This is a genomic window from Ruegeria lacuscaerulensis, assembly GCF_013034685.1.
GTDB lineage: Bacteria > Pseudomonadota > Alphaproteobacteria > Rhodobacterales > Rhodobacteraceae > Ruegeria > Ruegeria lacuscaerulensis_B.
Genome location: NZ_WQGO01000006.1, coordinates 271,614 through 295,365, shown reverse-complemented (window position 1 = coordinate 295,365; position 23,752 = coordinate 271,614). Strand labels below are relative to the sequence as shown.

At 59.7% G+C, this 23,752-nt stretch carries 33 protein-coding genes; 11 read left to right on the top strand and 22 right to left on the bottom strand.

What is annotated here, in order from left to right; all coding sequences use genetic code 11:
* From GOV80_RS16705 to GOV80_RS16690, 4 genes are read right to left on the bottom strand one after another with little or no spacing between them, the layout of a single operon-like run.
* The gene (locus GOV80_RS16705; protein WP_170770965.1) at positions 1–441 is read right to left on the bottom strand and encodes a MarR family winged helix-turn-helix transcriptional regulator; all 441 of its coding nucleotides are present in this window, start codon (positions 439–441) and stop codon (positions 1–3) included.
* A 14-nt stretch (positions 442–455) separates the two neighbouring features.
* Positions 456–1,286 carry a carbon-nitrogen hydrolase family protein gene (locus tag GOV80_RS16700; protein WP_170770967.1) on the bottom strand — a complete coding sequence of 277 codons (831 nt, stop codon included), beginning with the start codon at positions 1,284–1,286 and terminating at the stop codon, positions 456–458.
* Positions 1,283–1,540: a glutaredoxin 3 gene (gene grxC, locus GOV80_RS16695; RefSeq protein WP_170770969.1), complete on the bottom strand. Its 258-nt coding sequence runs from the start codon at positions 1,538–1,540 to the stop codon at positions 1,283–1,285. Before grxC ends, GOV80_RS16700 begins: the two co-directional genes overlap by 4 nt.
* Positions 1,541–1,577: 37 nt before the next feature.
* Positions 1,578–2,276 (bottom strand): ComF family protein, encoded by a 699-nt coding sequence (locus GOV80_RS16690; RefSeq protein WP_170770971.1) that lies wholly within the window; start codon positions 2,274–2,276, stop codon positions 1,578–1,580.
* Between the two features lie 46 nt (positions 2,277–2,322).
* On the opposite strand from GOV80_RS16690, the gene GOV80_RS16685 reads away from it, so the two are divergent.
* Together GOV80_RS16685 and hemH are read left to right on the top strand one after the other, a co-directional pair.
* Positions 2,323–3,153, top strand: coding sequence for a methyltransferase domain-containing protein (locus tag GOV80_RS16685; RefSeq protein WP_170786432.1), 831 nt, complete (start codon positions 2,323–2,325; stop codon positions 3,151–3,153).
* A gap of 58 nt (positions 3,154–3,211) precedes the next feature.
* Positions 3,212–4,261 (top strand): ferrochelatase, encoded by a 1,050-nt coding sequence (gene hemH, locus GOV80_RS16680; RefSeq protein ID WP_170786430.1) that lies wholly within the window; start codon positions 3,212–3,214, stop codon positions 4,259–4,261.
* 87 nt (positions 4,262–4,348) lie between these two features.
* On the opposite strand, the gene GOV80_RS16675 is transcribed toward hemH, so the two are convergent.
* Together GOV80_RS16675 and GOV80_RS16670 are read right to left on the bottom strand one after the other, a co-directional pair.
* Positions 4,349–4,531, bottom strand: a complete 183-nt coding sequence (locus GOV80_RS16675) for a hypothetical protein (protein ID WP_170770974.1) — start codon at positions 4,529–4,531, stop codon at positions 4,349–4,351.
* Positions 4,532–4,670: 139 nt separating this feature from the next.
* The gene (locus tag GOV80_RS16670; protein ID WP_170770976.1) at positions 4,671–5,270 is read right to left on the bottom strand and encodes a L,D-transpeptidase; all 600 of its coding nucleotides are present in this window, start codon (positions 5,268–5,270) and stop codon (positions 4,671–4,673) included.
* Between the two features lie 169 nt (positions 5,271–5,439).
* Here GOV80_RS16670 and dalA point away from each other — a divergent pair, with 169 nt between their 5' ends.
* A complete protein-coding gene (gene dalA, locus GOV80_RS16665; protein WP_170770978.1) occupies positions 5,440–5,955 on the top strand; it encodes a divisome-associated lipoprotein DalA in 516 nt (171 codons plus the stop codon).
* Between the two features lie 61 nt (positions 5,956–6,016).
* On the opposite strand, the gene GOV80_RS16660 is transcribed toward dalA, so the two are convergent.
* From GOV80_RS16660 to GOV80_RS16630, 7 genes are all read right to left on the bottom strand, one after another.
* Entirely contained in the window at positions 6,017–6,481 is a 465-nt protein-coding gene (locus GOV80_RS16660) for a PTS sugar transporter subunit IIA (protein ID WP_170770981.1), read from the bottom strand.
* Positions 6,482–6,541: 60 nt separating this feature from the next.
* Positions 6,542–7,105 carry a ribosome hibernation-promoting factor, HPF/YfiA family gene (gene hpf / locus GOV80_RS16655; protein WP_170770983.1) on the bottom strand — a complete coding sequence of 188 codons (564 nt, stop codon included), beginning with the start codon at positions 7,103–7,105 and terminating at the stop codon, positions 6,542–6,544.
* Positions 7,106–7,357: 252 nt separating this feature from the next.
* Positions 7,358–8,116, bottom strand: coding sequence for an LPS export ABC transporter ATP-binding protein (gene lptB / locus GOV80_RS16650; RefSeq protein ID WP_170786428.1), 759 nt, complete (start codon positions 8,114–8,116; stop codon positions 7,358–7,360).
* Positions 8,116–8,607 carry an LptA/OstA family protein gene (locus GOV80_RS16645; RefSeq protein ID WP_170786426.1) on the bottom strand — a complete coding sequence of 164 codons (492 nt, stop codon included), beginning with the start codon at positions 8,605–8,607 and terminating at the stop codon, positions 8,116–8,118. The genes lptB and GOV80_RS16645 overlap by 1 nt, the downstream gene beginning before the upstream one ends.
* A 3-nt stretch (positions 8,608–8,610) precedes the next feature.
* Positions 8,611–9,210 carry an LPS export ABC transporter periplasmic protein LptC gene (gene lptC, locus GOV80_RS16640; RefSeq protein WP_170770989.1) on the bottom strand — a complete coding sequence of 200 codons (600 nt, stop codon included), beginning with the start codon at positions 9,208–9,210 and terminating at the stop codon, positions 8,611–8,613.
* A 12-nt stretch (positions 9,211–9,222) separates the two neighbouring features.
* The gene (locus GOV80_RS16635; RefSeq protein ID WP_170770991.1) at positions 9,223–10,191 is read right to left on the bottom strand and encodes a KpsF/GutQ family sugar-phosphate isomerase; all 969 of its coding nucleotides are present in this window, start codon (positions 10,189–10,191) and stop codon (positions 9,223–9,225) included.
* A complete protein-coding gene (locus GOV80_RS16630; RefSeq protein WP_170786424.1) occupies positions 10,188–10,802 on the bottom strand; it encodes a ribonuclease H-like domain-containing protein in 615 nt (204 codons plus the stop codon). The genes GOV80_RS16635 and GOV80_RS16630 overlap by 4 nt, the downstream gene beginning before the upstream one ends.
* Positions 10,803–10,965: 163 nt before the next feature.
* Between GOV80_RS16630 and GOV80_RS16625 the strand changes: the two genes are divergently transcribed.
* The 7 genes from GOV80_RS16625 to GOV80_RS16595 all read left to right on the top strand — a co-directional run bounded on the left by GOV80_RS16625 (position 10,966) and on the right by GOV80_RS16595 (position 17,737).
* A complete protein-coding gene (locus tag GOV80_RS16625; RefSeq protein ID WP_170786422.1) occupies positions 10,966–12,186 on the top strand; it encodes an MFS transporter in 1,221 nt (406 codons plus the stop codon).
* Positions 12,187–12,219: 33 nt separating this feature from the next.
* On the top strand, positions 12,220–12,648 hold the full coding sequence (locus GOV80_RS16620; RefSeq protein ID WP_170770997.1) for an Lrp/AsnC family transcriptional regulator: 429 nt from the start codon (positions 12,220–12,222) through the stop codon (positions 12,646–12,648).
* A 73-nt stretch (positions 12,649–12,721) separates the two neighbouring features.
* Complete coding sequence (locus tag GOV80_RS16615) at positions 12,722–13,408, top strand: lytic transglycosylase domain-containing protein (RefSeq protein ID WP_170786421.1); 687 nt, start codon at positions 12,722–12,724, stop codon at positions 13,406–13,408.
* Positions 13,409–13,417: 9 nt separating this feature from the next.
* Positions 13,418–15,505, top strand: coding sequence for a flagellar biosynthesis protein FlhA (gene flhA, locus GOV80_RS16610; protein WP_170786418.1), 2,088 nt, complete (start codon positions 13,418–13,420; stop codon positions 15,503–15,505).
* Complete coding sequence (locus GOV80_RS16605) at positions 15,502–16,275, top strand: flagellar biosynthetic protein FliR (RefSeq protein ID WP_170786416.1); 774 nt, start codon at positions 15,502–15,504, stop codon at positions 16,273–16,275. Before flhA ends, GOV80_RS16605 begins: the two co-directional genes overlap by 4 nt.
* The gene (gene flhB / locus GOV80_RS16600) at positions 16,272–17,354 is read left to right on the top strand and encodes a flagellar type III secretion system protein FlhB (protein WP_170786414.1); all 1,083 of its coding nucleotides are present in this window, start codon (positions 16,272–16,274) and stop codon (positions 17,352–17,354) included. The genes GOV80_RS16605 and flhB overlap by 4 nt, the downstream gene beginning before the upstream one ends.
* A complete protein-coding gene (locus tag GOV80_RS16595) occupies positions 17,354–17,737 on the top strand; it encodes a hypothetical protein (RefSeq protein ID WP_170771006.1) in 384 nt (127 codons plus the stop codon). Before flhB ends, GOV80_RS16595 begins: the two co-directional genes overlap by 1 nt.
* Positions 17,738–17,742: 5 nt before the next feature.
* Here the strand turns inward: GOV80_RS16595 and GOV80_RS16590 are convergent, their stop codons facing one another.
* Genes GOV80_RS16590 through GOV80_RS16550 form a run of 9 tightly spaced genes read right to left on the bottom strand, consistent with a single transcriptional unit; the run spans position 17,743 to position 22,309 of the window.
* Complete coding sequence (locus tag GOV80_RS16590; protein ID WP_170771008.1) at positions 17,743–18,270, bottom strand: flagellar basal body-associated FliL family protein; 528 nt, start codon at positions 18,268–18,270, stop codon at positions 17,743–17,745.
* 10 nt (positions 18,271–18,280) lie between these two features.
* Entirely contained in the window at positions 18,281–19,012 is a 732-nt protein-coding gene (gene flgH, locus GOV80_RS16585) for a flagellar basal body L-ring protein FlgH (protein WP_419555659.1), read from the bottom strand.
* Positions 19,012–19,428 (bottom strand): flagellar basal body P-ring formation chaperone FlgA, encoded by a 417-nt coding sequence (gene flgA / locus GOV80_RS16580; protein WP_170786410.1) that lies wholly within the window; start codon positions 19,426–19,428, stop codon positions 19,012–19,014. Before flgA ends, flgH begins: the two co-directional genes overlap by 1 nt.
* On the bottom strand, positions 19,428–20,213 hold the full coding sequence (flgG, locus tag GOV80_RS16575) for a flagellar basal-body rod protein FlgG (protein WP_170786408.1): 786 nt from the start codon (positions 20,211–20,213) through the stop codon (positions 19,428–19,430). The genes flgA and flgG overlap by 1 nt, the downstream gene beginning before the upstream one ends.
* Before the next feature lie 21 nt (positions 20,214–20,234).
* Positions 20,235–20,945 (bottom strand): flagellar hook-basal body complex protein, encoded by a 711-nt coding sequence (locus GOV80_RS16570; RefSeq protein ID WP_170786406.1) that lies wholly within the window; start codon positions 20,943–20,945, stop codon positions 20,235–20,237.
* The gene (locus GOV80_RS16565) at positions 20,945–21,217 is read right to left on the bottom strand and encodes a flagellar biosynthetic protein FliQ (protein ID WP_170353788.1); all 273 of its coding nucleotides are present in this window, start codon (positions 21,215–21,217) and stop codon (positions 20,945–20,947) included. Before GOV80_RS16565 ends, GOV80_RS16570 begins: the two co-directional genes overlap by 1 nt.
* 4 nt (positions 21,218–21,221) lie before the next feature.
* Entirely contained in the window at positions 21,222–21,512 is a 291-nt protein-coding gene (gene fliE / locus GOV80_RS16560; protein ID WP_170755361.1) for a flagellar hook-basal body complex protein FliE, read from the bottom strand.
* Between the two features lie 11 nt (positions 21,513–21,523).
* Positions 21,524–21,910 carry a flagellar basal body rod protein FlgC gene (flgC, locus tag GOV80_RS16555; RefSeq protein WP_170786404.1) on the bottom strand — a complete coding sequence of 129 codons (387 nt, stop codon included), beginning with the start codon at positions 21,908–21,910 and terminating at the stop codon, positions 21,524–21,526.
* Between the two features lie 12 nt (positions 21,911–21,922).
* A complete protein-coding gene (locus tag GOV80_RS16550) occupies positions 21,923–22,309 on the bottom strand; it encodes a FlgB family protein (protein WP_170786555.1) in 387 nt (128 codons plus the stop codon).
* Between the two features lie 87 nt (positions 22,310–22,396).
* Here GOV80_RS16550 and GOV80_RS16545 point away from each other — a divergent pair, with 87 nt between their 5' ends.
* Entirely contained in the window at positions 22,397–23,737 is a 1,341-nt protein-coding gene (locus GOV80_RS16545; RefSeq protein WP_170786402.1) for a FliI/YscN family ATPase, read from the top strand.
* Positions 23,738–23,752: the final 15 nt, after the last annotated feature.

Sequence of the window (23,752 nt, the reverse complement as noted above, 5' to 3'; positions counted from 1 at the left end):
CTACTCCCCCTCCAACTGCAATCGTAAATCCCGCAGCACCGGCAACGTGCTGCGGACGCGTTCCGGCCCAAGCTCTCCGACCACACGGTTGATCAGCGGGGCTATCGACGAAATCGCCTGATCGCGCGCGCGACGACCGGCGGGGCTGATGGCGACCATCTTGCGGCGGGCATCGTCCCAGTCGGGGCGGATGTGGATGTATCCGGCCCATTCCAGCTTAGCCAAGGTATTGGTCATCGCCCCGCGCGTGACGTGGAATGTGCTGGCCAGTTGCGCGGGCGTTCGCTCATCGCCCACGAACACCAGATGGTTCAGCACCGAGAAATGCGAGATCTCCATGCCCTTGGGCAGCACCCGGCTGAGCCGGTTGCGCAATAGTTGGTCTGCGGTCAGGATCTCGCTGAACAGCGTGACCGCAAGGGCATTGGTGTCGTCTGCCATGGTCCGATCTTGGGTCAGGGCCCTTCGAAGGGCCGCAGGTGCGTCAATGAGGGCACGCGGCGGCGCGCCTCTGACACAGAACTATCATCCAAATCGAAAATGTGAATGCCCGGATCGGTGCCTGCGTCGATGACGACCTCTCCCCACGGGGCAATGGCCATGGTGTGGCCATGCGTATGTCGTGTTTTTCCGCGCGTTTTCGGGTGCGCACCCGTTTGCGCCGGGGCCAGCACCCAACAGCCGGTCTCAATCGCCCGCGCGCGCAGCAGCGATTCCCAATGCGCCTTGCCCGTGACCGGAGAAAACGCCGCCGGAACGGTCAGAATTCGCGCACCCGCCTGCGCCAAGGCAGCAAAGAGGTGCGGAAAACGGATGTCATAGCAAATGGCCATGCCGACCTTACCGAAATCGGTCTGCGCAATCACGGCCCGGTCGCCGGGGCGATAGTTCTTCGACTCGCGGAAGGTTTCGGTTTCCGAGACCTGCACGTCGAACATATGGATCTTGTCATAGCGCGCCACGATCTGCCCTTGCGGGTCGATCATGAACGACCGGTTGGCAAAGCGCCCATCGGCGTCGTGCGTCTTGATCCCAAGCGAGCCGATCAGCAGCCACACGCCCAGCGCAGCAGCCTGTTCACGCAAGCCCGCCAGCGTCTGGTCATCTTCTTCGTGCTGCAACACCTCGCGTTGCCGCGTGGTCGAGGTCGAGACGCAGTTCGTCACCTCGGGTGTCAGGATGAATTGCGCGCCCCGCGCGGCCGCCTCAGCCATCAGGGCGCGCACCATGTTCAGATTGTCAGACGGATCATCCGACGAGGTGATCTGCAGCAGCGCAGTCTTCATGCCGCCAGCAGGCGATCCAACTTGCCCTGACGGTCCAACTCGTACAATTCATCACAGCCGCCAACGTGCTGGGTGCCGATGAAGATTTGCGGCACGGTGCGTTTGCCGCCGGCGCGCTTGATCATCTCGGGCTTGCGTTTGGGGTGCATGAAGACGTCAACCTCTTTGAACTCGACGCCTTTCTGCTTCAGCAGGCGCTTGGCGGCATGGCAGAAGCCGCACAGAGGCGATGTGTAGATCTCAACCGGTTTCATAAATCATCCCTTCGGGTTTCGCGTAATCCTGCGCGAATTAGGCATCCTTGGCAACGCGCGCTAGGGTCAACACGAAAATATGATTTGCCCCTGCATCCATGCAGACACGCGCACAGGCCGCCAGCGTCGCACCCGAGGTCATCACGTCATCGACAAGCAGGACATCCCGACCCTGTATCCGGCTGATGCGCCTGGGATGGGGCGCGATGGCGTTTTCCAGCGTCTCGGCCCTTTGCGCGGCGGTTTTCCCGTCCAGAACCGGCGTTTTGACCCGGCGGGTCAGAAGATCGGGGCAGACCTCCAGCCCGGTTTGCTGGCCCAAATGCTGCGCCAACAGAGCGGATTGATTGTAGCGTCGCTTCAGCAATCGGGACCAATGCAAGGGCACCGGCACCACAAGCATGTCTTCGCGGAACAAATCCCGACCTGCCTCGGTCATCCAGCGCGCAGCGGGGCGCGCCAGTTCGGGCCGGTCCCCGTGTTTGAACGCCAAAATCAGTCCTCGCGCCTTGCCGTCATACAACAATGCCGACCGTCCATCCCGCCATGGCCGGGGCGTCTTCATGCAGTCATCGCATTCGATCCGGTACCCATCCGCCTCGCCCGGCAGAGGCAACCCGCAGCTTTCGCAGACGACCCCGCCGATGAACGGCGTGTCACGCCAGCACGCGCCGCAAAGGCCAAAGTCAGACTCGGTCAACTCGCCGCAGCCCATGCAACGCGGTGGATAGATCATCTGAAGGGCGGTTTGAATCCGCGGCCAGATGCGATACTTGCGCCTTATGAAACTGCCTGCTTCCAACGCACCCTCTCTGTTCGACCGCGAGGCCCTGACCCTGCGTCGCGCCCGCACCCGGGACGAGGCCCTGTTCCTGCACCGCGCCGCCGTGGACGAGGTTCAGGATCGACTCAGCATGGTTAACAAAACCTTTACGGCCCCGGCTGTGGTGACGCCGTTTGCCCATATCTGGCGGGATGTGTTCCCAGAGGCACAGATCGTGGCCGATGATGAGGTGCTGGCCCTGGCCCCCGGTGCGCATGATCTGGTGATTCACGCAATGGCGCTGCACTGGGCCAACGACCCCGTAGGCCAGTTGATCCAATGCCATCGGGCGCTAAAGCCTGACGGGCTGCTGCTGGTGGTCTGTCTGGGCGGAGAAACCCTGCACGAGCTGCGCGCAGCATTGGGTCAGGCCGAGATCGAGGTCTCGGGCGGGCTCAGCCCACGCATCGCGCCGATGGGAGAGCTGCGTGATATGGGCGGCTTGCTGCAACGGGCCGGGCTGGCCCTGCCGGTGGCCGACACGGCGCGACTGACGGCCGAATACCGCGACCTGCGACATCTGATGCAGGATCTGCGCGTAATGGGCGAGACCAACAGCCTAACCGACCGCATCAGACGCCCCACTCGGCGACAGGTCTTTGACCGCGCCCAGCAGATATACGCCGAACACTTCGCAACCCCCCAAGGGCGGTTGAAAACCACCTATGAACTGATTTGCCTGACCGGCTGGTCCCCAGATGACAGTCAGCAAAAGCCCCTTCGCCCGGGATCGGCCCAAACCCGCCTTGCCGATGCATTGGGGACAAAAGAAGGCAAACTGTCCGATTGACGGCGGACCATTTCCGTTTATCTCAGCCCGGAACACGACGAATTCAGGAAACAATCCCATGTTTGACGCCACTCGACCCGCTCATGCCCCCGAAGACCACCCCAAGGTCAAAATGGGCCGCGTCGGCATCCTGCTGGCCAATCTGGGCACTCCGGACGATTACACCTATTGGCCAATGCGCCGATATCTGAACGAGTTTCTTTCGGACCAGCGCGTCATCGACTATCCGAAATGGAAATGGCAGCCGATCTTGCAGGGGATCATCCTCAGCAAGCGGCCCTTCAGTTCGGGCGAGGCCTACAAATCGATCTGGAATCACGAAAAAGGCGAAAGCCCGCTGATGACGATCACCAAGGATCAAACCGCCAAGATGCGCGATGCGATGCAAGCGCGCTATGGCGATCGGGTGATGGTCGATTTCTGTATGCGCTACGGCAATCCCTCGACCAAATCCAAGGTGCGCGAAATGGTGGCAGCGGGCTGTGACCGCATCCTGTTCTTCCCGCTCTATCCGCAATATGCGGGCGCCACGACCGCCACCGCCAATGACCAGTTCTTCCGCGCCCTGATGGAAGAAGCCTGGCAACCTGCGTCACGCACCGTGCCTGCCTATTTCGACGAACCCGCTTATATCGACGCGCTGGCCGGATCTGTGGAACAGGCTTACGCCGCGATGGAAACCAAGCCTGATATTCTGGTCTGCTCATATCACGGGATGCCGGACCGCTATTTGCAGCAGGGCGATCCCTATCACTGCCAATGTGCAAAAACCTCTCGCCTGCTGAAAGAACGGTTGGGCTGGGCGGATGATCAGCTTGTATCAACCTTCCAGTCGCGATTCGGGCCCGAGGAATGGTTGAAACCCTATACGGTCGATCACGTGGCGGACCTGGCACGTCAGGGGAAGAAAAACATCGCCGTGATCGCTCCGGCCTTTTCCGCCGATTGCATCGAGACGCTGGAAGAAATCAACGAAGAGATCAAGGAAAGCTTTGAAGAAGCCGGCGGCGAGAGCTTTACCTACATCCCCTGCCTCAATGACGACGACGCGCATATCGCAGCTCTTGGCAAGGTCATCGAAGACAATCTGAAGGGCTGGCTCGACTAAACCCGACCTGATCCGGCGCCTGCATGAGCGCATAAAAAAAGGCGGTGGAATGCTCCACCGCCTTTTCTGTGTATTATGCTCGTCGAATTAGCTTGCTGCAACAGCTGCGGCAACCACAACCAGCAGGACCAGCGGCAGGATGATGCCCTGCGACGAACCCTGAGTTTCTTCGACTACAACAGGTGCTTCAACAACCGGCTCTTCCAGGTTGCCAGCAAAAGCGGTCGATGCAGCAGCGGTCAGTGCAGCGGCGAGAACGAGTTTCTTCATATTAACCTCCAGAATAAGTACGGCTCCAACTAGCGAAACCGCACACCCAAGACTTACCTCGTATATTTTTCTAACCAGCTATCCGACTGGAATGCAAATGGAACTTGCGTCGCAAGCGGGTTCACGCGCGATTTTGTCGTCAAATTAGCAACACTTGCGTGCCAACATTGGCCATCGAAAACAACTCGGCAATATCTTCGTTGAAAAGACCGATGCAGCCATTGGATGATCTACGCCCGATTTTGCGCGTATCGTGGGTTCCATGAATGCGATAGTATTTCCAGCTTAGATATAAAGCGTGCGTTCCCAACGGGTTATCCGGACCCGGTGGAATATAGTCCGGCCATTCCGGGTTGCGTTTCTTCATCGACGGCGTCGGCGCCCAGCTTGGACCTTCGACTTTTCGGATCACGCTGGTGCGTCCCCGGCGGGTCAATTCCTCGGTCAAGGGCACTGAAGACGGATACAGTTTGTACACACTTTGATCTTCTGACCAATAATGTAGCGCCCGTGAGATGGTATCGACCAAAATTGCGCCGTTTCGAGTGTTGTCGAAATAGGGTTTCCAATCCAAAGCGCGGAAGCCAGAAATATTGCGGCGCACCTGAGGTTCGGGCTCTGGGGCCGGCCTTAGCGGATCACCGGGGATGTATTGCGCAATCGCAGGTGACGCCAGCGCCGCCGTGGCGGTCGTCAGAAATACGCGGCGACTTGTCGCCGGAATAGGTTTCTTGACCATATCGAGCGGTCCCTCTCTATACCAAATCTGAAAAACTGACGTATTTTATTGCCAGAATGCGTCTTTCGCAAACCAAACCGGCAAAATCACGCGAGAATCGGCTATTGCAGGTTTGCCCAACCCCGTCGAGCGCGCTATGCCCTAGGACAACAGAAACATCAGGCCCACCATGACGCGTATTATTTCTTTATTGTTTGCTTGCCTCGTTGCTCTGGCAGCATGTACCCCCAGCAGCACGCCGACTTACGGTGCCGACGGGCGTCCTTTGCCGACTGTCTACAAGATTCGAGGCAATCCCGAAAAACTGCAATTCCGCATGCTTGATTCGGTCAACGCGCTGCGTCAGGCGTCGGGACTACAACCGGTTCAACTGAATGCGCAGCTGAACGCCGCTGCCGCGACCCACTCCAAGGACATGGCGCGTCAGAACCGGCCATGGCATTTCGGGTCCGACGGCTCTTCGCCAATCGACCGGGCGGCGCGTGTGGGATATTTCGGCACATTTCTGGGCGAGGCAATTTCCGAGACATTCGAAACCGAAACCGAAACGCTGGCCGCCTGGATGCAGGAACCGGGGCCACGCTCGGTTATTCTGGACCCAAAGGCCACACAAATGGGCTTTGCCTGGCATCAGGAGAATGGCGGGAAAATCTGGTGGACTCTGGAAATGGGAACCGGCGGCTGACCACAGCCACTTACATAAGAAGCCCCCGATATTCGGGGGCTTTTCTTTTTCAATCAAACGATTAAGCCGCCTGCATGGATTGCGCTTCGGTCAAAATCGCATAGAGCTTGACTGGATCGGGATTGGCCCGCAGCTTGGCGCAAACCGAGGTATCGCGCAGCGTCCGAGATACCAGCGCCAGTGCCTTCAGGTGATCCACTCCCGCCTCTTCGGGGGCGAACAATGCAAAAGCGATATCAACAGGCTGCCGGTCTACCGACCCGAAATCAATCGGCTTTTCCAGCATGACAAACACGCCCGAGACATCCTGTAGCTCGGTCAGCCGCGCATGAGGCAGAGCAACGCCATGGCCCACGCCTGTGGGCCCAAGGCTTTCACGCTCCAGAAGCGCATCCACAACGACCTGCGCGTCCAAACCCAGTGTCGCAGCCGCAACATCGCCGATTTCCTGAAACAACCGCTTCTTGCTGGATGCGGCGGATAACACACGCACTGCTTCGGGCTTCAGAATGCTCGAAAGCTCCATGATAACGCTCCATGACGATGCCCCCACTGGCGCAGGGGCACGTCTTTCTAATCTTGCCTGTTACGGATCAATCCAGCCGATGTTTCCGTCTTCCCGACGATACACGACATTCAATCCATCCTTGTTCTCATTCCGGAACACCAGCACCGGGGCACCAGCCAGTTCCATCTGCATAACGGCTTCACCAACACTCAGCGATGGGATCTTGGTTTCCATCTCAGCCACGATCATCGGCTGCAGAGTTTCAGGCTCATCCGCCGACTCAGATTCGTCAGAGGCGAGGATATAAGAGGAAGCTCCAAAGAGTTCAACCGGCTCGGACCGATCCTTGTGATGGTCCTTGAGACGGCGTTTGTATCGGCGCAATTGTGTTTCCATCTTGTCACAGCACCCCTCGAATGCTGCGTAAATCTCGGTTGCGTGGGCTTTGGCCTGCGCCGTCAGGCCGGTGGAAAGATGTACGGTGGTCTCGCACACATATTCATGCGCAGAACGGGAAAAGACGACATTGGCGTCGGTCGGTCGCTGGGCGTATTTGCCCACCACCTCGCCAAGTTCGGTCTGCACATGGGTCTGAAGTGCTTCGCCGATGTCGATCTGTTTTCCGCTGATTTGGTAACGCATGTGATCTCCTTCACAATTCACACCCATTTAGACGCTGTGAAATACAACGCGCTTTTTTTTATCGGGTGGGGGGTATCGACATGTTCCGCGGTAGCCGGAACTTGATCCCTTCGAAGAAGGGGCATCGTGATCCAGACTGGAACCGAGGAAATGCCATGCCCCAATTGAGGCAAGAGACGGAGGAAGAGTCAATCAAAACAGGCGTGTATATACGAGATTTCCGCCATGCATCCGGCGCAATACCACGCAAACCTATGAAATACGGAAGTTTTCGCCCAGATAGACGCGGCGCACGTTTTCGTTTTCGACTACTTCGTCCGGCGTTCCGGACATAAGTACCTGACCATCATGCAGAATATAGGCGCGATCCACGATCTCGAGCGTCTCGCGCACGTTGTGATCGGTGATCAGAACACCGATCCCGCGCTTTTTCAGATCGGCCACAAGGTGACGGATATCGCCCACGCTGATCGGGTCCACACCGGCAAAAGGTTCGTCCAGCAGCAAATACTTGGGGTCAGCCGCCAGACAACGCGCGATCTCGACCCGGCGCCGTTCGCCACCAGACAGGGCCAGCGCAGGCGCGCGACGCAGATGTTCGATCGAGAAATCGGACAACAGCTCTTCCAGCCGTTCTTTGCGGCGATGCGCGTGTTTTACGGTGATATCCAGCACGGCTAATATGTTGTCTTCAACGCTCATACCCCGGAAAATCGACATCTCCTGCGGCAGATACCCGATGCCAAGCCGTGCGCGGCGGTACATGGGCAGGGTCGTCACCACCTGACCGTCGATGGTCACGGTTCCAGCCTCGGGAAAAACCAGCCCAGCCACGGAATAAAAGGTCGTGGTCTTGCCCGACCCGTTGGGCCCCAACAGCGCCACAACCTCGGACCGGCCCAATGTCATCGAGACATCGCGGATAACCGTTTTCTTCCGGTAGGATTTACGCAGCTTTTCGATCCTGAGCCCCGATGTGCCCTCGGTCACGCTCAGACTGGGTCGCGCCATCAGTTGGCCCCCTGCTGAAGGATCGTCTTGACGTTGCCCGTCACCGTTGCCGACCCAGAGGTCAGGTTTGCATTCATCTGATCGCCGCTGATCGTGCTGGGGCCCTGGGTCAGCAGAACGTTACCGCGCATGACGATCTGGCCCGAGTCGATAGTATATTCCGCCCAATCCCCTTCCGCCGCATCGGGCGGGCTGACCAGAACAACGTCTTCCGTGGCCTCCATCCGCTCGATACCCGAGCGGTCCTCATTGTAGATCACTAGTACCCGACCCGCAGTCAGCCGCATTTCTCCCTGGATGACGATCACGTCGCCTACGAACTCGGCCGAGCCGTCCTCCTGGTTCACGTTCAGCGATTCCGATGTCACCTCGACCGGCAGGCTGGGGTCTGCCTTGACGGCACCAAACGCGACCTGGGTTCCCTGCGCCGCAGCCAGATTGGCACCGGTCAGCAAAGAGACGGTAAGAAGGACAGTACGAAAATCGAACACAGCTTATCTTTCTGCTTGTTGCGGCTGGTATATCAGCTTCACGCCATCTGTAAAAAGAATATGGACCGGACCGTCCTTTTTTTCCGCCCCGAATGTCATGCGACCGGCCGAGAAATCGCCGATCGCGCCGGTTCCGTCAATCTGACCCGGCGTATCACCCCGAATTTCGTCCAAGGCCGTGTTCAGGTGATCGGTTGTCACCCGAATACCGTCGGTCGTGGTAATCACGACATCTCCCACGAAGGTTGCCGTGTTCTTGTCAGGGCGGATCGTGCCCGAATTGGAATCCAGCGTGATGATACCGCCATTCAAAAGCCCCAGCCTGCCCTGAAACTCGGATGCCGTGGGCACAGAGTTCTCGGTTCCTTGCGTGGCTTGCGTGGCTTCGATCAGTACCTCTTCGCCCTTGCGCGTGGTGCCACGGTAGCTCGGATTGGTGACCACCTGATCGGCCAGACGTTCCTCGATATCGCGTTGGGTGAAGGGGACCGTCACGTCGGTTTCGATGCTGCGCGACAGCAGGAACACGGTGGACAACAGCACAATGGCCGCCAGCGGCAGGACCACCTTCAAGAACTGCACCATCCGAGAGTGGCTGTCCACGGCCCCGCCCTCTTATCCCAGTCCGACGCGCAGGCAATCGTGAATGTGCAGCAGACCCAGCGCGGGGCCGTCCGTATCCGGTTCGACCACAAACAACGAGGTGATCTTGCGGTCATTCATGATCGCCACGGCTTCTTCAGCCAATGCATCGGGTCCGATTGTCGTCGGGTTCTCGGTCATCACCTGCGCGGCTGTTTTGGACAGCAAACCATCCATGTGACGGCGCAGATCCCCATCGGTGATAATCCCCGAAAGCTGGCCACCGCTTTCTGTCACGCCCGCGACGCCGAACCCTTTCTGGCTGATCTCTATCAGCGCATCACTCATGGCGACATCGGATGCCAGCAGGGGCAGGGCCTCGCCCGTATGCATCAGGTCACGCACCGTGCTGAGCCGCGCGCCCAGCTTGCCTCCGGGGTGGAAAGCACGGAAATCCTCGGGCTTGAAATCGCGATGTTTCATCAGCGCGATCGCCAGCGCGTCGCCCATCGCCAATGTCAGCGTGGTCGAGATCGAGGGCACCATGCCAAATCCACATGCCTCGCCCATCGAGGGTATCAGCAAGTGCACATCCGCCTGTTTCATCAGCGTGCTTTCAGGCTTGCTGGACAGGCCGATCAGCGGAATCCCAAACCGGCGGGTAAAGGCCAGCAAGTTTGCCAGTTCCGGCGCTTCGCCAGAATTCGAAATAGCCAGAACAACGTCGCCCTTGGACACCATGCCCAGATCGCCATGGCTGGCCTCGGCAGGGTGAACGAAATAGGCGGGCGTGCCGGTGCTGGCCAAAGTTGCCGCGATTTTGTGGCCGATATGACCTGATTTGCCGATGCCGCTGATGATAATGCGGCCTGTGGCTTGCAGGATCAGCTGCACGGCCTCGGCAAAGTCTTCGTTCAGGCTGTCGGCCAGCACGTCCAGCGCGCGGGCTTCGTCGGTGATCACCTGTCGGGCGGTTTTCAGGAAGGCGTCTGTATCGGTCATGAGTGCGCAAAAATATCCGTTTCGGGCCAACCGGCGAGGTCAAGCTTCGCTCGCATCGGCAAGAAGTCAAAACAGGCCTGGGCCATTTCCGTCCGGCCTTCGCGGGCCAGCCGACCGTCCAGCGCCTCGCGCAGACGGTGCAGATACAAAACGTCCGAGGCCGCATAGTCCAGCTGCGCCTCTGTCAGGGTTTCGGCACCCCAATCGCTCATCTGTTGCTGTTTCGAGATATCGACCCCGATCAGTTCCTGGCACAGGTTTTTCAGCCCGTGGCGGTCGGTATAGGTGCGCACCAAACGGCTGGCGATCTTGGTGCAATAGACAGGTGCGGCCAGCGCACCAAAGGCGTGATACATCGCGGCGATATCGAAGCGACCGAAATGGAACAGCTTCAGTACGTCGGGGTTTTCCAGCATCGCGCACAGGTTTGGGGCCTCGGTCTGACCTTTGGCGACCTGCACAATATGGCTGTTGCCATCGCCGCCCGACATCTGGATCACACACAGACGGTCGCGATGCGGGTTAAGCCCCATGGTTTCGCAGTCGATGGCCACGACAGGGCCAAGGTCCAACCCGTCCGGCAGGTCGTTTTGATAAAGATGGTTCGCCACGGGGTCTTCCTTTGTGCGGTATCGCCCCCGAGATAGGCGGTTTGGCCCGTGAACTCAACGCCATCCATAGAATGCAATCACGATACGCGATTCTTGACCATCCGAGACTGGGCTGGGAAAACCAACCAAGTATCCGTTTCCACTGGAAAGGACCGCCCGGCCCATGCTGAGCATCTTGCGAAACCGCGTTTACCGCCACCTGTTGGCCGCCCAGATAGTGGCGCTGACCGGCACCGGTTTGGCGACGGTTGCGCTAGGGCTTCTGGCATTTGATCTTGCAGGTAATGCTGCAGGCATGGTGCTGGGCACGGCGCTGACGATCAAGATGGTCGCCTATGTGCTGGTCGCGCCCATTGCTGCCGCCGTGGCCGAGCGGCTCGATCGCCGCAAAATGCTGGTGGTGTTGGATCTGGTCCGTGCGGCTGTGGCTGTCTGCTTGCCCTTCGTAACCGAGATCTGGCAGGTTTTTGTGCTGATTTTCATCCTACAATCGGCCTCGGCCGGGTTCACGCCCGCGTTTCAGGCCACGATCCCGGATGTGCTTACGGATGAGCACGACTATACAAAGGCTCTATCGTTGTCCCGGCTGGCCTATGATCTGGAGAGCGTCGTAAGCCCACTGCTTGCCGCTGCTTTGCTGACGATTGTCAGTTTTGACAGCCTGTTCTGGGGCACTGGGGTTGGTTTTGTCGCCTCGGCCCTGCTGGTGGTTTCGGTCGTCCTGCCCTCGCCCAAACCCAAACAACCCCGCGGTATCTTTGACCGCACCACCCGCGGCCTGCGCATCTATTTGGCCACACCACGCCTCAGGGGGTTGCTGGCGCTGAACTGGACGGCTGCAGCCCTCAGCGCGACGGTTATTGTCAACACGGTGGTTATCGTGCGCGGCGATCTGGGACTGTCGGAAAGCGCAGTGGCAACGGCTCTGGCCGGGTTCGGAGGCGGTTCGATGCTGGCCGCTTTTGCCCTGCCCGTCCTGTTAGAGAAACTACGGGACCGCGACGTCATGCTGACCGGCGCGAGCTTTGGCACGTTGTCGATGGCCGTGGCCGCCGCGATGTCGGCGCTGTCACTGATCTCGCTGCCCAGCCTCGCGCTGATCTGGGCCTGCGTCGGGTTTGGCTATTCGGCAACGCTGACCCCGGCAGGCCGCTTACTGACCCGCTCGGCCCCGCCTGAGGATCGCCCTGCGCTTTTCGCCGCGCAATTCACACTGTCGCATCTATGCTGGTTGGTGCTCTATCCCCTTGCGGGCTGGCTGATGACAGACAAGGGCACAACCCAAACCTTTGCCTGGATGACCTTTGCGGCGGCCTGGGGGATCGGGTTTATGGGCTTTCTGTGGCCCCGGTCCCTGACCCGTGCGCCCCATAACAAGCCTTGAGCCTCAGCCCGCCCTTGCACTACATCTGGCGTCATGGATCAACTGGACCGCCGCATCATCGCCGCCCTGCAACACAACGCTCGTGAGTCGACGACCAAGATCGCGGCCAAGCTGGGCGTGGCCCGCACCACCGTGCACGAGCGGATCAACCGCATGGAAGAGCGCGGCGTGATCGCGGGTTACTCCGTCGTACTGACCACACCCGAAGACAGCCCCCGCGTACAGGTCGTTGTCCTGCTGGAGGTGCAGCAAAAGGAAACCACGCGCATCATCAAGCGGCTCGAGGCCTACCCCGAGGTCAAACTGTGCCTGTCCATTAACGGAGAGTTCGACCTGTTGCTATCCGCCGAAGCCCCAAGATTGGAAGATTTGGACATTCTGGTGGATGAGCTGGCCAAAATCCCCGGCGTTCTGCGCACCAATACCAGCGTCGTGTTCGGGCGGCGGATTGATCGAATCTGATTGGCCGATAACCCTCTGTAAACCTAAGCGGGACTAGCTTGGCCGGGACTGATCAGAATCCCGGACCGGCAGAATGCCCCATCGTTTCATCTCAGGACTGGTTGTCGCGCTTTTCGTCGCGCAACCGCTGGCCGCCGCGCCAGATGCCCGCACTGCCGGGATCTGCGACCATGCCGCCCGACGCGCTGCACGCACGCATGACGTGCCGCTGGACGTGCTGCGCGCCATATCGCGGGTCGAAACAGGCCGTGCGGTGGACGGCCAGCTTGCCCCATGGCCTTGGGCCATCAATGTTGAGGGCAAGGGGTTCTGGTTTACTTCGGAATACGAGGCGAAAACCTATCTTTTCAACATCTTCAAAGCAGGCAAACGCAGCTTTGATGTCGGCTGCTTTCAGATCAACTACCGGTGGCACGGTAAGGCTTTTCGGTCGATCGACGCGATGTTCGACCCACTCGAAAACGCACAATACGCCGCCCGGTTCCTGAAAAAACTGCATGCCGAGCTTGGGTCATGGACCGCTGCCGCCGGTGCCTATCACTCGCGCACGCCGGATCTGGCGCAGGCCTATTCCGGCCGGTTCAGGCGCGTTCTGGCCGGGTTAGAGCAGGGTATCGACGCGCCTCTGGCGGCGCGAGACCCGTTCACCGGAGCGGCTGCGCCGCTGATCCCGCGGGACACCGACCAAACGCGCGGCACTGCACTTGGCTCGCTGGTTCCTGCCACCGGAACCGCCACCGCCTTTATCCCATTCAACTAGGAGGGTCGCGTGCCCAAGATCGACCCCCGTTCCCTGTTCTCGCCCACCGTCCTGCTGGCGCTGGCGCTGATGACGGTCATCGTGATGATGATCCTGCCGATGCCCGCCTGGGTGCTGGATGTGGGTCTGGCGGCGTCTTTCGCGCTGGCCATTCTGATCTTCACCCTGACCCTGTTCATCGAACGGCCACTGGATTTCTCATCCTTCCCCACGATCCTGCTGGCCTCACTGATGCTGCGGCTGTCGCTGAACGTGTCGTCAACCAAGCTGATCATCGGTCAGGGTCATACCGGCCCAAACGCTGCCGGGGATGTGATCGAAGGGTTCGCTCAGTTCGTCATGGGCGGCAGCATCTTCCTGGGGCTGGTGGTGTTCGGCGTGCTGCTGATCGTGAACTTCATGGTCATCACCAAGGGTGCCGCCCGCATGGCCGAGGTCGGTGCGCGCTTTGCGCTGGACGGGATGCCGGGTAAACAGCTGGCCATTGACAGCGACATGTCCGCCGGGGCCATCGACCACCAGCAAGCCAAGGAACGGCGCGAACGCGAACAGCAAGAGACGACATTCTTCGGCTCGCTCGACGGTGCTTCGAAATTCGTCAAAGGCGATGCGGTTGCTGGTCTGCTGATCACCCTGCTAAACCTTGTGATGGGTCTGATCATGGGGGTGATCGTGCATGGGATGCCGATATCCTCGGCGTTTGAAACCTATGCCATCCTGACCGTGGGCGACGGGTTGGTGTCGCAAATCCCAGCCGTGATCATCTCGATCGCCTCGGCGCTGCTGCTGGCGCGTGGCGGCACGCAGGGGGCCACGGACAACGCTATTTTCTCACAACTGGGCAAGCATCCAGCGGCGCTGGGAACGGTGGCAATGCTGATGGTGCTGTTTGCTCTGGTGCCGGGTCTGCCCTTCCTGCCCTTCATCCTTGGGGCCTGTGTTCTGGGCTATGCCGCCTATAGCGTGCACCGCAAACAAAAGGCCGAGGCTGACGCCGCCATCGCCCCAGCGACCACCGACGACACGCCGGTTTCTCAGGCGATTGGAGACATTCTGGATCTGGACGACGTGCATCTGGAATTTGCGCCGGATCTGGTCAGCATGGTGCTGAACCCCGGCACCGGGCTGGATGCCCGGATCGCCAATATGCGGACCTATGTGGCCTCGACATTTGGTCTGATCCTGCCAGACATCCGCCTGACCGACCGCGCCGATCTGCCCATGGGCACATATGTGGTCAAGGTCCACGGGGTTGAACAGGCGCGTGGCGAATTGAACCCAGATCTGGTGCTGGCGCTGGTGCAAGATGACCGTGATTTGCTGCCCGACGGCACCGACGTGACCGAACCCGTCTATGGCGCCCCTGCCCGATGGATTCTGCCCAAAGATCAAGAGGCCGCGGCGATGAGCGGGGCCACGATCGTCTCTCCTCCAGAGATTCTGGCCACGCACCTGCTTGAGATCATCAAACAGAACTTCTCGCGCCTGCTGACGCTGAAATCTCTGCGCCGATTGCTAGCCGAGATGACCAAGCTCAGCGATCCGATCCGGGCCGAGGCCAACCGCAAGCTGCTGGACGAGTTGATCCCCGACAAAGTGCCGATCGACACGCTACACGCGGTGTTGCGGCTGCTGCTGGATGAGCGTGTTTCGATCCGCAACATGGCCCTGATCTTGGAAAGCGTGGCCGAGGCGCGCCTGACCACGACACAGCCCGAAGGTATCTGCGAACTGGTCCGTCAGCGCTTGGGCTTCCAACTGGTGGCCGAGATGAAGCGCGAGGATGGCTCGATCCCGCTGATCCAGCTGGCCCCGGAATGGGAGGAGAGGTTCTCGACCTACCAGATCGACGCGCCAAATGCGGGGCAGGACGTGGCGCTGCCGCCCAACCTGTTCAACAAACTGGCCGATGGGGTCGTCAACACGGTGTCACAATCGGCCGATCATGGGCTTTATCCAGCGGTTGTGACCTCGACCCGGCGACGGCGATTGCTGCGCACGATCATGCACGCGCGCGGCGTCGCGAACCCGGTCCTCTCGTTCGAGGAAATCGGGCTGGAAGCACGCCCTGCCCTGGTCGGAACGGTGCCCGCGTGATCGCCCTGCCACCCGAGCTTCTACCTCAATTGGGGGATGGGCTGTGGCACCTCTTTGCCGTGTTCCTGCGTGTCTCTGCACTGGTTTCTCTGCTGCCCGCATTTGGCGAGCGCAGCATTCCGACCCGCGTAAAACTGGGCATCTCGGTGGCGTTCACACTGATCATCCTGCCTGCCACCCCGGCACCAATCCCGTCCCCCGGCCTACTGCCGATGGTACGGCTTATCGTGACCGAGATATTGGTCGGCGTGGCACTGGGGCTGGGGTTGCGACTTTTCGTGCTGGCCCTGCAAACCGCCGGCTCTATCGCCGCGCAAGCGACCTCTCTGTCCCAGATCCTGGGTGGCGCGGCCGCTGACCCGGTTCCGGCTATGGGCTACATGCTCACCCTGGCCGGCCTGACCCTGGCTGTATTGCTGGGGCTGCATGTTCACGTCGCGCAATTCCTGATCCACAGCTACATGCTGTTTCCGATGGGCGTGGCCCCAGCAGCCTCGGACCTGTCGGAATGGGGCGTGCAGCGGATCGCGCGCAGTTTCAGCCTTGCCTTCAGCCTCGCCATGCCGTTCGTCATCGCATCATTGATCTATAACCTCGCGCTGGGCGTGATCAACCGCGCCATGCCACAGCTTATGGTGGCTTTTGTCGGCGCCCCCGCGATTACCTTTGCCGGTCTGTTCCTGTTGTTTGCCGGCACGCCTTTGATCTTGTCGGTCTGGGCCGACGCGCTGTTTTCCTTCATCGTCAACCCGGTCGGAGCCAGCAGATGAGCAGTGATGACGACAGTGACAAGTCATTCGAGCCAACGCCACAGAAGCTTCAGAAAGCACGCGAGAAGGGCGAAGTTGCCAAGTCTAACGACCTGTCGGTTGTCGCGGCCTATTCGGGGTTACTGGTGGCTCTGCTGGCCGCAGGCAGTTATGGCGTCCAGCAAATGGGGACACTATTTGTCGTTCTGGTCGATCAAGCCAGCGACTTGTCAGAATTGTTGATCGAGGGTCCAGCCGTCAATCCGGTCGCTGGGCTACTACAAACCGCTCTGGTGGCGATGTCCATCCTGTTCGCCCTGCCCGCCGCGGCCGTATTGCTCTGCCTGATTGCCCAGCGGGCCCTGATTTTTGCGCCTAGCAAGCTGAAGCCCAAACTCTCGCGTATTTCGATCCCATCCAACGCCAAGAACAAGTTCGGGCGTGGCGGTCTGTTCGAATTTGCCAAGAGCTTTGTGAAACTGGTGATCTACGGCACCTGCCTTGCCCTGTTTCTGCGCGCCAATCTGGACCAGATCTTGTCAGCCAGCGCGGCACCGGCCAAGGCATCTTTGCTTTTGATGATGAATTTGTTGTTTCGGTTCCTGTTTATCGTCGTCGCCGTGGCTCTCGCGATCGGAGCGGTGGATTACCTTTGGCAATATGCCGAGCATATCCGCAAAAACCGGATGTCGCGCAAAGAAATTCAGGACGAAACCAAGGACGCCGAGGGCGATCCGCATGTCAAACAGCAGCGCCGCCAGCGCGCGCAAGAGATCGCGACAAATCAGATGATGGCGGACGTGCCCAAGGCAGATGTGGTTGTTGTCAACCCAACCCATTTTGCAGTCGCGCTAAAGTGGTCGCGGGCCGCCGGCTCGGCCCCGGTCTGTGTTGCCAAGGGCGTGGACGAGGTCGCAGCCGCCATTCGATCGACGGCTGGAACAGCGGGCGTTCCAATACACTCGGACCCGCCAACCGCGCGCGCGCTGCACGCGACCGTCGAGATCGGGCAGGAGATTGCAGAGGAACACTATAAACCCGTCGCTGCGGCTATTCGGTTTGCCGAGGCAATGCGCAAAAAAGCAAAAGGGCAGATTTGATGAAACGCCAAAAGCTTTCAAACTTGCAAATAGCCACAGACGCACTCTTCCAGAAAGAGCATCAAGCCCTGGCACCCATCTTGCAGGCCGAGATCCGTATCCAAAACCAGCTGGCACGATTGGACGGTCAAGTTCGGCAAACGCGCTGGGATACCAACGACACCGAAGGATATCGTGTCACCGGAACAGATATCCTGTGGCATGGGTGGGAATCCAATACCCGTCGTCAGTTGAACATGGAACTGGCGCGGGTGAGATCGCAAAAGCTTGCAGCTCTGGACGCGTTGCGCTCCGCGTTTGGGCGCCAGCAGGCGGTTACCCGGCTGTCTGATATCGAAACGGAAAACCGACGCCGCGCTTTGCAGAAGAAACAGATACCTTAATGCGCTCAGGCATCCTGCCGGTTCACGCTCAGGATCATCACGTTCGAGATTTCCTTGCCCAGGTCTTTCTGCGCCACTTCCAACAAGGACTTACGCAGCGTGTCCAGATTTTCCGAAGTGGTGAAATTGCCGTCAAACCCACCTGTGTTCGCGTGATCGAACAGAACTTGCAGGAAGCGGTCGCGCAATTTCGGCTCTATGGCATAGAAAGTGTCGGTCATGCCCGGTTTAGCCTCAAGACTAACGGACATCGTTACCATGGCCGAAATGCGCTCGGCTTCAACAACTGGTATCACAAACTGTTTGGTCAGTTTCAGATATTCCACATCGCTGCTCTTGTCGTCTTTCTCCGACGTTTTGGACTTCGGTTTGGGTTTCTCATCTTTGGCCTTTTTGTCCTTGGGCTCCTTTTCCGCGGACGCATATTCCTTGCCCTCTTGTGCGGGCGCGTCGGATGGGGCGAGGAAAAGCCCGGCCCCGACACCTACGCCAAGGCCTGCCAACAGAAAGAAAACGGGGATCAGTTTTTTCATCAATCAACCCTCAAAACGGTAGAAGAGTGTCTAGAACCTGCTGCCCATAGCGCGGCTGCTGCACATCGGTAATCTGACCGCGCCCCCCATAGGACACCCGCGCAGAGGCAATCTTGTCATACGTGATTTCGTTCTGGCGCGAGATATCCTGCGGGCGCACATAGCCGGTTACCAGCAGCTCGCGCAGTTCGAAATTCACCCGTAATTCCTGCGAACCCGAGATGGCCAATACGCCATTGGGCAGCACATCAATCACGGTTGCTGCAACGCGCAGCGTCAGTTTCTCTTTGCGCTTTACCGACCCTTTGCCGCGACTGTTGGAGGCTGAATCAATCGACACCGCCTCATCCAAGGAGGCGCCTTCGGGCAGTTGCTCTGCCGCTCTTTGCGGCAGCCCGAACAGACCGGGCACCGAAAGGCTTTCAGATCCCGCGCGGGACCGGTTGGTGTCGTTGGAAATCTCGGCTTTTTCATCCAACTCGATCACGACCGTCAGGATATCGCCTTTCTTGATCGCCCGCTGATCGCCCAGCAGCGATTGCTGCCCGCCCGTCCACAGCGACGATTGATCGACCGTGCGTTGGGGCTGCGTATGCAGTGGCAGGCCGGGCCAAAGCATGGCGACATGTTCGGGCGAATCCTCATTGGGTGTGAAGCTGGGGGGTTTACCCAGGTGATCGACGCGGCCACAGGCGGTCAGAACCAACGCGCCCAGTAGGAGTGATTTGGTATATACTGACATCATTTCACCTCGATTTGTCCGTCGGTTCGGATAAAGCCGGTCACGGTGGTTCGGGACGACAGGTTCATCACCCGAATGCGATCGCCCACAGCCCCACGGCCCAACGCGCGCCCTTCGGCAGTGATCGACAGCGGTTGGCGATCAAAAATCAGAACCACCAGATCATTGCGGTCGACGATTGCTGGCGGTCCGAAATCGCCCGCGCGAATGGGACGGCCGGGATAGAGCGCCACGCGTGCCTCCTGCCCAACCAGCACGTCCGGGTTGGAAATCGCCCCGGGTATGTCCTGTTCCTTGGTGGCCAGATCGGCGGCCGCGATGATCTCTTTCGCGCGGATCGTACGGGTCGGGACAACAATATCGGCCATCGCCGCGCAGGGTCCGGCCATCACAAGAATAAAAAGCAATACCCGCATCAGCGCACCTGTGTGGTTGCGCCCATCATCTGATCGACGGCCGAGATCACCTTGGCGTTCATCTCGTATCCCCGCTGGGCTTCGATCAGTTCGGTGACCTCGCGCACGGCGTCGACGGAACTGTCCTCAAGATAGCCCTGTCGCAGCGTGCCCAGGCCATCCTCGCCCGGAGATCCGACAACTGGTGCGCCCGAAGCTTCGGTCTCTTTGAACAGGTTACTGCCGATGGCCTCTAAGCCTTTGGCATTTGAAAAACTTGCCAGGGTGAATTCACCCAGCAGCTGCCCTTCGGCGGCATCGTCGAAATAGGCGTAGACCTCGCCCGCTGCGTTGATCGAGATTGAGCGCGCGTCGTCGGGGATTGTAATCTCGGGCGCAACGGCGAACCCGTCCGAGGTGACAATCAGACCCTCGGCTGACCGCTTAAGGCTACCGTCGCGGGTAAAGGCAGACTGACCGTTGGGCAACGTCACCTCCAGATACCCACGCCCTTCGATCGCCACATCCAGATCGCTGCCCGTCGCCGACAACGCACCTTGCGCAAGTTGCACCGTTACGGCAGCGGGTCGGACGCCAAGCCCCAACTGAATACCCGTCGGCAAAAGCGTGCCGTCATTGGCATTCACCGACCCGGCCCGCGCCATCTGCTGATAGTGCAGATCGGCAAATTCAGCCCGCCGCGCGTTGTAGCCGGTGGTGTTCATATTCGCGAGGTTGTTCGAGATCGTCTCAACCCGCATCTGCTGCGCGGTCATACCCGTCGCTGCGATTTTCAATGCCCGCATGTCAGATCCTCCGTTCTAAAGTCAGCGCATCAGCGCCTTGAGCGCGCCACGCACCCGTTCGTCTTCGGTTTCAAGAAAGCTCTGGCCCAGCTCGTAGGCGCGCTGGATTTCGACCAGCCGTGTCACTTGTTCGATCGCGTTGACGTTGGACCCTTCGAGAAAGCGATGAACGATAACCGGCTCTTCGATCGGCACTACGTCGCCTTCGCTACGGAACTGCGTGCTGCCTTCGCGCACCAGGGACTTGGGATCTTCGACCCGGTAGACACCAAGCTGTCCCAGCAATTGCCCCTCAATACTGAGTGTGCCATCGCTGCCGACGTCGATCGAGGCCGCGTCGGGGGGTACAAAAACCGGCGCGCCGTTGCTATCCAGCACACGGTGGCCATCCATCGTGACCAAATCTCCCTCGGCGCTTGGCGAGAACGCCCCTGCCCGTGTCAATCGATTGCCGGCCGGAGTTTCGACCATGAAGAATCCATCGCCTTCGATGGCGAAATCAAAATCGCCTCCAGTCTCAGTCAGAACCCCTTGCTGCAATGACGTGTTGCGCACCTCGGCCCGCGCCATTGACAAGGACGGATTGCCGGGCATGTCGCGCACGAATTCGGAAAACACCAAGCCTTGCGCGCGGTATCCGGTGGTGTTGGCATTGGCGATATTGTTCGCCACCAGCCGCATTTCGTTCATCAGCCCCGACTGGCGGGACAAGGTGGTATAGGCGGTATCCATCAGCGACCTCCGGCGATCAGCGGGACAAGGGTTGTGGTGAAAAACGTCACCAGCGTCTGGGTCATGAACCCCATGGAAATCCAGAACACGATGACGATGGCGATCAGCTTGGGCACGAAGGTCAGCGTCATCTCCTGCACCGAGGTCAGCGCCTGGAACAGGCCCACGATCAGGCCCGAAACCAACGCCACAGCCAGGATCGGGACCGAGGTGATCACCGCGACCCACAGCGCCTGACGCACGATGTCATAGAACAGACCTTCGCTGAGCATCGCGTCAGACCGGCATCCGCAGGATTTCCTGATAGGCCTCGACCACTTTGTTGCGCACGACCACGGCCGTCTCGACCGCCAGTTCGGTCTGCGCCAGCGCCTGCACCAGCGCGTGCGGATCAGCCTGGCCGGTCATCGCGGTCTGCGAGATGGCCTCGGACTGTTTCAGCGTCGCGGCAAAATCCTGAAACGTGCTGCGCAATCCCTGCGCCATTCCGGCGTGATCGGGATCGGCCTGCGTTGCAGAGCGCGCGCCAGCATAGTTCTGGGCAGCATTGAGGGCTCGGATATCCATTCTGGTGTCCTTTATTTCCTGAGGAGTTCCATCAGGCTCGACGACATCTGACGTGTCTGGTCGAACATCTTGAGATTGGCTTCGTAACTGCGCTGTGCCTCGCGGGCGTCGGCGATCTCGATCATCAGATCGACATTCGAGCCGCGATAATGGCCGGTCTTATCCGCCATCGGATGACCGGGGTCGTAAACGCGCGACGCGTCGCGGCGGTCCAGCTTGACCCTCCCGGCCTGTACCACCTCACGCCCGTCTTTTTGCACGGTTTCGAACGGTACAGTCTTGCGGCGATACCCCGGCGTATCGGCGTTCGAGATATTCTCGGACACGTGTCGCAGACGCGCCGATTGCGCGCGCAGGGCGCTGGTCGAGGCGGCAAGGGAATGGGAAAAATCACTCATCTCACTACCCCTTTATGACCGGCCAAGACTGGTGCGCAGGATGTTCATCGAGGATTTGTAGATGGTCAGCGCGCGGTCATGCTGGCGCTTGACCTCGACCGCCTTGAACATCTCTTCCTCAACCGAGATGCCGTTGCCATTGGGATCGCCCGAGGGCGCGACATCATATTCGGCCCAGGGCTGCGGGGCGCTTGCACCGTTCAGATGCGCAGCTCGGGTTGCGGTCATCGCGACCTCACCCCCAGATTTTTCGAATGCTTTTTTAAAGGCTTCAAGATCGCGAGGCTGGTAGCCCGGCGTATCCGCATTGGCCATGTTGCGCGCAACTACTGCCTGCCGTTGCCCGGCATGGGTTGCCATTGCGTGCGCTGTCTTAAAGACGTTCAGGTCATAGAACATCGGGGCTTCTCCCTCGATCAATTTCAATCAAGGCTTAACCCCGATTCCTTTAGAAACCGTTTTCAGAAACCCGTTGGAGAACCCACGATGTCCGATCTCGACCCAAGCTTGCTGAAATGCGAATTCGACCGTCTTTCCGCCGTTCGTCATATGGGGCGCGTGTCCAGCGTGGCGCGTGGAGTTGTTGAAATTCAAGGACTTGAAGGGCAGGCACGGATCGGCGACCACCTGACCCTTCGGCGACGCAGCGGTTCGGATCTGGGCGGGGAGGTGCTGCATGTCGAATCGGATTTGATTCATATGATGCCCGCGGCCGCGCCCGATGGTGTTTGTCTGGGCGACCGGGTGATTCTAGAGCAGACGCCTGAGTTTGCGCCGGGGATGCATTGGCTTGGACGGGTGGTTGATCCGTTCGGGAAACCACTGGATGGCAAGCCTCTGCTGCCCGGCACACAGGATCGCGACATCATGCAGGCCCCACCCGCTGCCGTCGCCCGCAAACCGCTGGGCACGCGGATGGAGACCGGGCTGGCCATGCTCAACACCATGCTGCCGGTGGTACAGGGGCAGCGCGTGGGGTTGTTCGCGGGTTCGGGCGTGGGCAAGTCGACGCTGTTGGCCACGCTGGCCAAGTCGATGCAGGCGGATGCCGTTGTCGTCGCATTGGTTGGTGAACGCGGGCGCGAGGTGAATGAATTCGTCGAACACGCGCTTGGGGCCGAGGGGATGAAACGGTCGGTTGTGGTGGCCGCGACCTCGGATCAGTCCGCGCTGGCCCGCCGACGCTGCGCCTGGTCGGCGATGTCGGTGGCTGAATATCTGCGCGATCAGGGGCTGAACGTGCTGTTTCTGGCCGATTCGGTCACTCGCTTTGCCGAGGCGCATCGCGAAATCGCCGTCGCCATGGGCGAATCCCCGTCCCTTCGCGGTTTCCCTCCGTCGGTCACGCCGCTGATCGCCGGTCTATGCGAACGCGCCGGACCGGGGACGGCGGAACAGGGCGATATCACCGCCGTGTTCAGTGTTCTGGTGGCCGGATCGGACATGGACGAACCCGTGGCCGACATTCTGCGCGGCGTGCTGGACGGCCATATTGTCCTGAGCCGCGAAATTGCCGAGCGCGGGCGTTTCCCAGCCATCGACCTCAGCCGCTCGGTCTCGCGCAGCCTGCCTGGTGCGGCGACCCAAGATGAAAACCGAATGATCGCCGAGGCCCGCAAACTGGTCGGCAGCTATGAGCAATCCGAGGTTATGATCAAGGCAGGGCTGTATTCCGAAGGCGCGGACCCGCTGCTGGATCAGGCCGTGCGGGTGCATGAGGAACTGGATGCTTTCTTTGCTAAATCTGAATCAGATGGAATCAAGAACAGCTTCAACCACCTGCAGCTGATCCTGCGACGGGCCGGGTCCACGCTGGCGCGACAGTGAAATCCGAACAGTTTT

Coding starts and splice junctions, on each gene's coding strand:
- flgH (WP_419555659.1), bottom strand. CDS start 19,012: ATGTCAGTATATACCAAATCACTCCTACTGGGCGCGTTGGTTCTGACC.
- GOV80_RS16595 (WP_170771006.1), top strand. CDS start 17,354: ATGAAACGCCAAAAGCTTTCAAACTTGCAAATAGCCACAGACGCACTC.
- GOV80_RS16705 (WP_170770965.1), bottom strand. CDS start 441: ATGGCAGACGACACCAATGCCCTTGCGGTCACGCTGTTCAGCGAGATC.
- flgA (WP_170786410.1), bottom strand. CDS start 19,428: ATGCGGGTATTGCTTTTTATTCTTGTGATGGCCGGACCCTGCGCGGCG.
- GOV80_RS16625 (WP_170786422.1), top strand. CDS start 10,966: ATGCTGAGCATCTTGCGAAACCGCGTTTACCGCCACCTGTTGGCCGCC.
- GOV80_RS16670 (WP_170770976.1), bottom strand. CDS start 5,270: ATGGTCAAGAAACCTATTCCGGCGACAAGTCGCCGCGTATTTCTGACG.
- fliE (WP_170755361.1), bottom strand. CDS start 21,512: ATGGATATCCGAGCCCTCAATGCTGCCCAGAACTATGCTGGCGCGCGC.
- flhB (WP_170786414.1), top strand. CDS start 16,272: ATGAGCAGTGATGACGACAGTGACAAGTCATTCGAGCCAACGCCACAG.
- GOV80_RS16590 (WP_170771008.1), bottom strand. CDS start 18,270: ATGAAAAAACTGATCCCCGTTTTCTTTCTGTTGGCAGGCCTTGGCGTA.
- GOV80_RS16660 (WP_170770981.1), bottom strand. CDS start 6,481: ATGGAGCTTTCGAGCATTCTGAAGCCCGAAGCAGTGCGTGTGTTATCC.
- GOV80_RS16550 (WP_170786555.1), bottom strand. CDS start 22,309: ATGTTCTATGACCTGAACGTCTTTAAGACAGCGCACGCAATGGCAACC.
- GOV80_RS16545 (WP_170786402.1), top strand. CDS start 22,397: ATGTCCGATCTCGACCCAAGCTTGCTGAAATGCGAATTCGACCGTCTT.
- GOV80_RS16675 (WP_170770974.1), bottom strand. CDS start 4,531: ATGAAGAAACTCGTTCTCGCCGCTGCACTGACCGCTGCTGCATCGACC.
- GOV80_RS16690 (WP_170770971.1), bottom strand. CDS start 2,276: ATGATCTATCCACCGCGTTGCATGGGCTGCGGCGAGTTGACCGAGTCT.
- flgG (WP_170786408.1), bottom strand. CDS start 20,213: ATGCGGGCATTGAAAATCGCAGCGACGGGTATGACCGCGCAGCAGATG.
- GOV80_RS16570 (WP_170786406.1), bottom strand. CDS start 20,945: ATGGATACCGCCTATACCACCTTGTCCCGCCAGTCGGGGCTGATGAAC.
- grxC (WP_170770969.1), bottom strand. CDS start 1,540: ATGAAACCGGTTGAGATCTACACATCGCCTCTGTGCGGCTTCTGCCAT.
- flgC (WP_170786404.1), bottom strand. CDS start 21,910: ATGAGTGATTTTTCCCATTCCCTTGCCGCCTCGACCAGCGCCCTGCGC.
- GOV80_RS16635 (WP_170770991.1), bottom strand. CDS start 10,191: ATGACCGATACAGACGCCTTCCTGAAAACCGCCCGACAGGTGATCACC.
- hpf (WP_170770983.1), bottom strand. CDS start 7,105: ATGCGTTACCAAATCAGCGGAAAACAGATCGACATCGGCGAAGCACTT.
- hemH (WP_170786430.1), top strand. CDS start 3,212: ATGTTTGACGCCACTCGACCCGCTCATGCCCCCGAAGACCACCCCAAG.
- GOV80_RS16565 (WP_170353788.1), bottom strand. CDS start 21,217: ATGCTCAGCGAAGGTCTGTTCTATGACATCGTGCGTCAGGCGCTGTGG.
- dalA (WP_170770978.1), top strand. CDS start 5,440: ATGACGCGTATTATTTCTTTATTGTTTGCTTGCCTCGTTGCTCTGGCA.
- GOV80_RS16700 (WP_170770967.1), bottom strand. CDS start 1,286: ATGAAGACTGCGCTGCTGCAGATCACCTCGTCGGATGATCCGTCTGAC.
- GOV80_RS16620 (WP_170770997.1), top strand. CDS start 12,220: ATGGATCAACTGGACCGCCGCATCATCGCCGCCCTGCAACACAACGCT.
- GOV80_RS16685 (WP_170786432.1), top strand. CDS start 2,323: ATGAAACTGCCTGCTTCCAACGCACCCTCTCTGTTCGACCGCGAGGCC.
- GOV80_RS16615 (WP_170786421.1), top strand. CDS start 12,722: ATGCCCCATCGTTTCATCTCAGGACTGGTTGTCGCGCTTTTCGTCGCG.
- lptB (WP_170786428.1), bottom strand. CDS start 8,116: ATGGCGCGACCCAGTCTGAGCGTGACCGAGGGCACATCGGGGCTCAGG.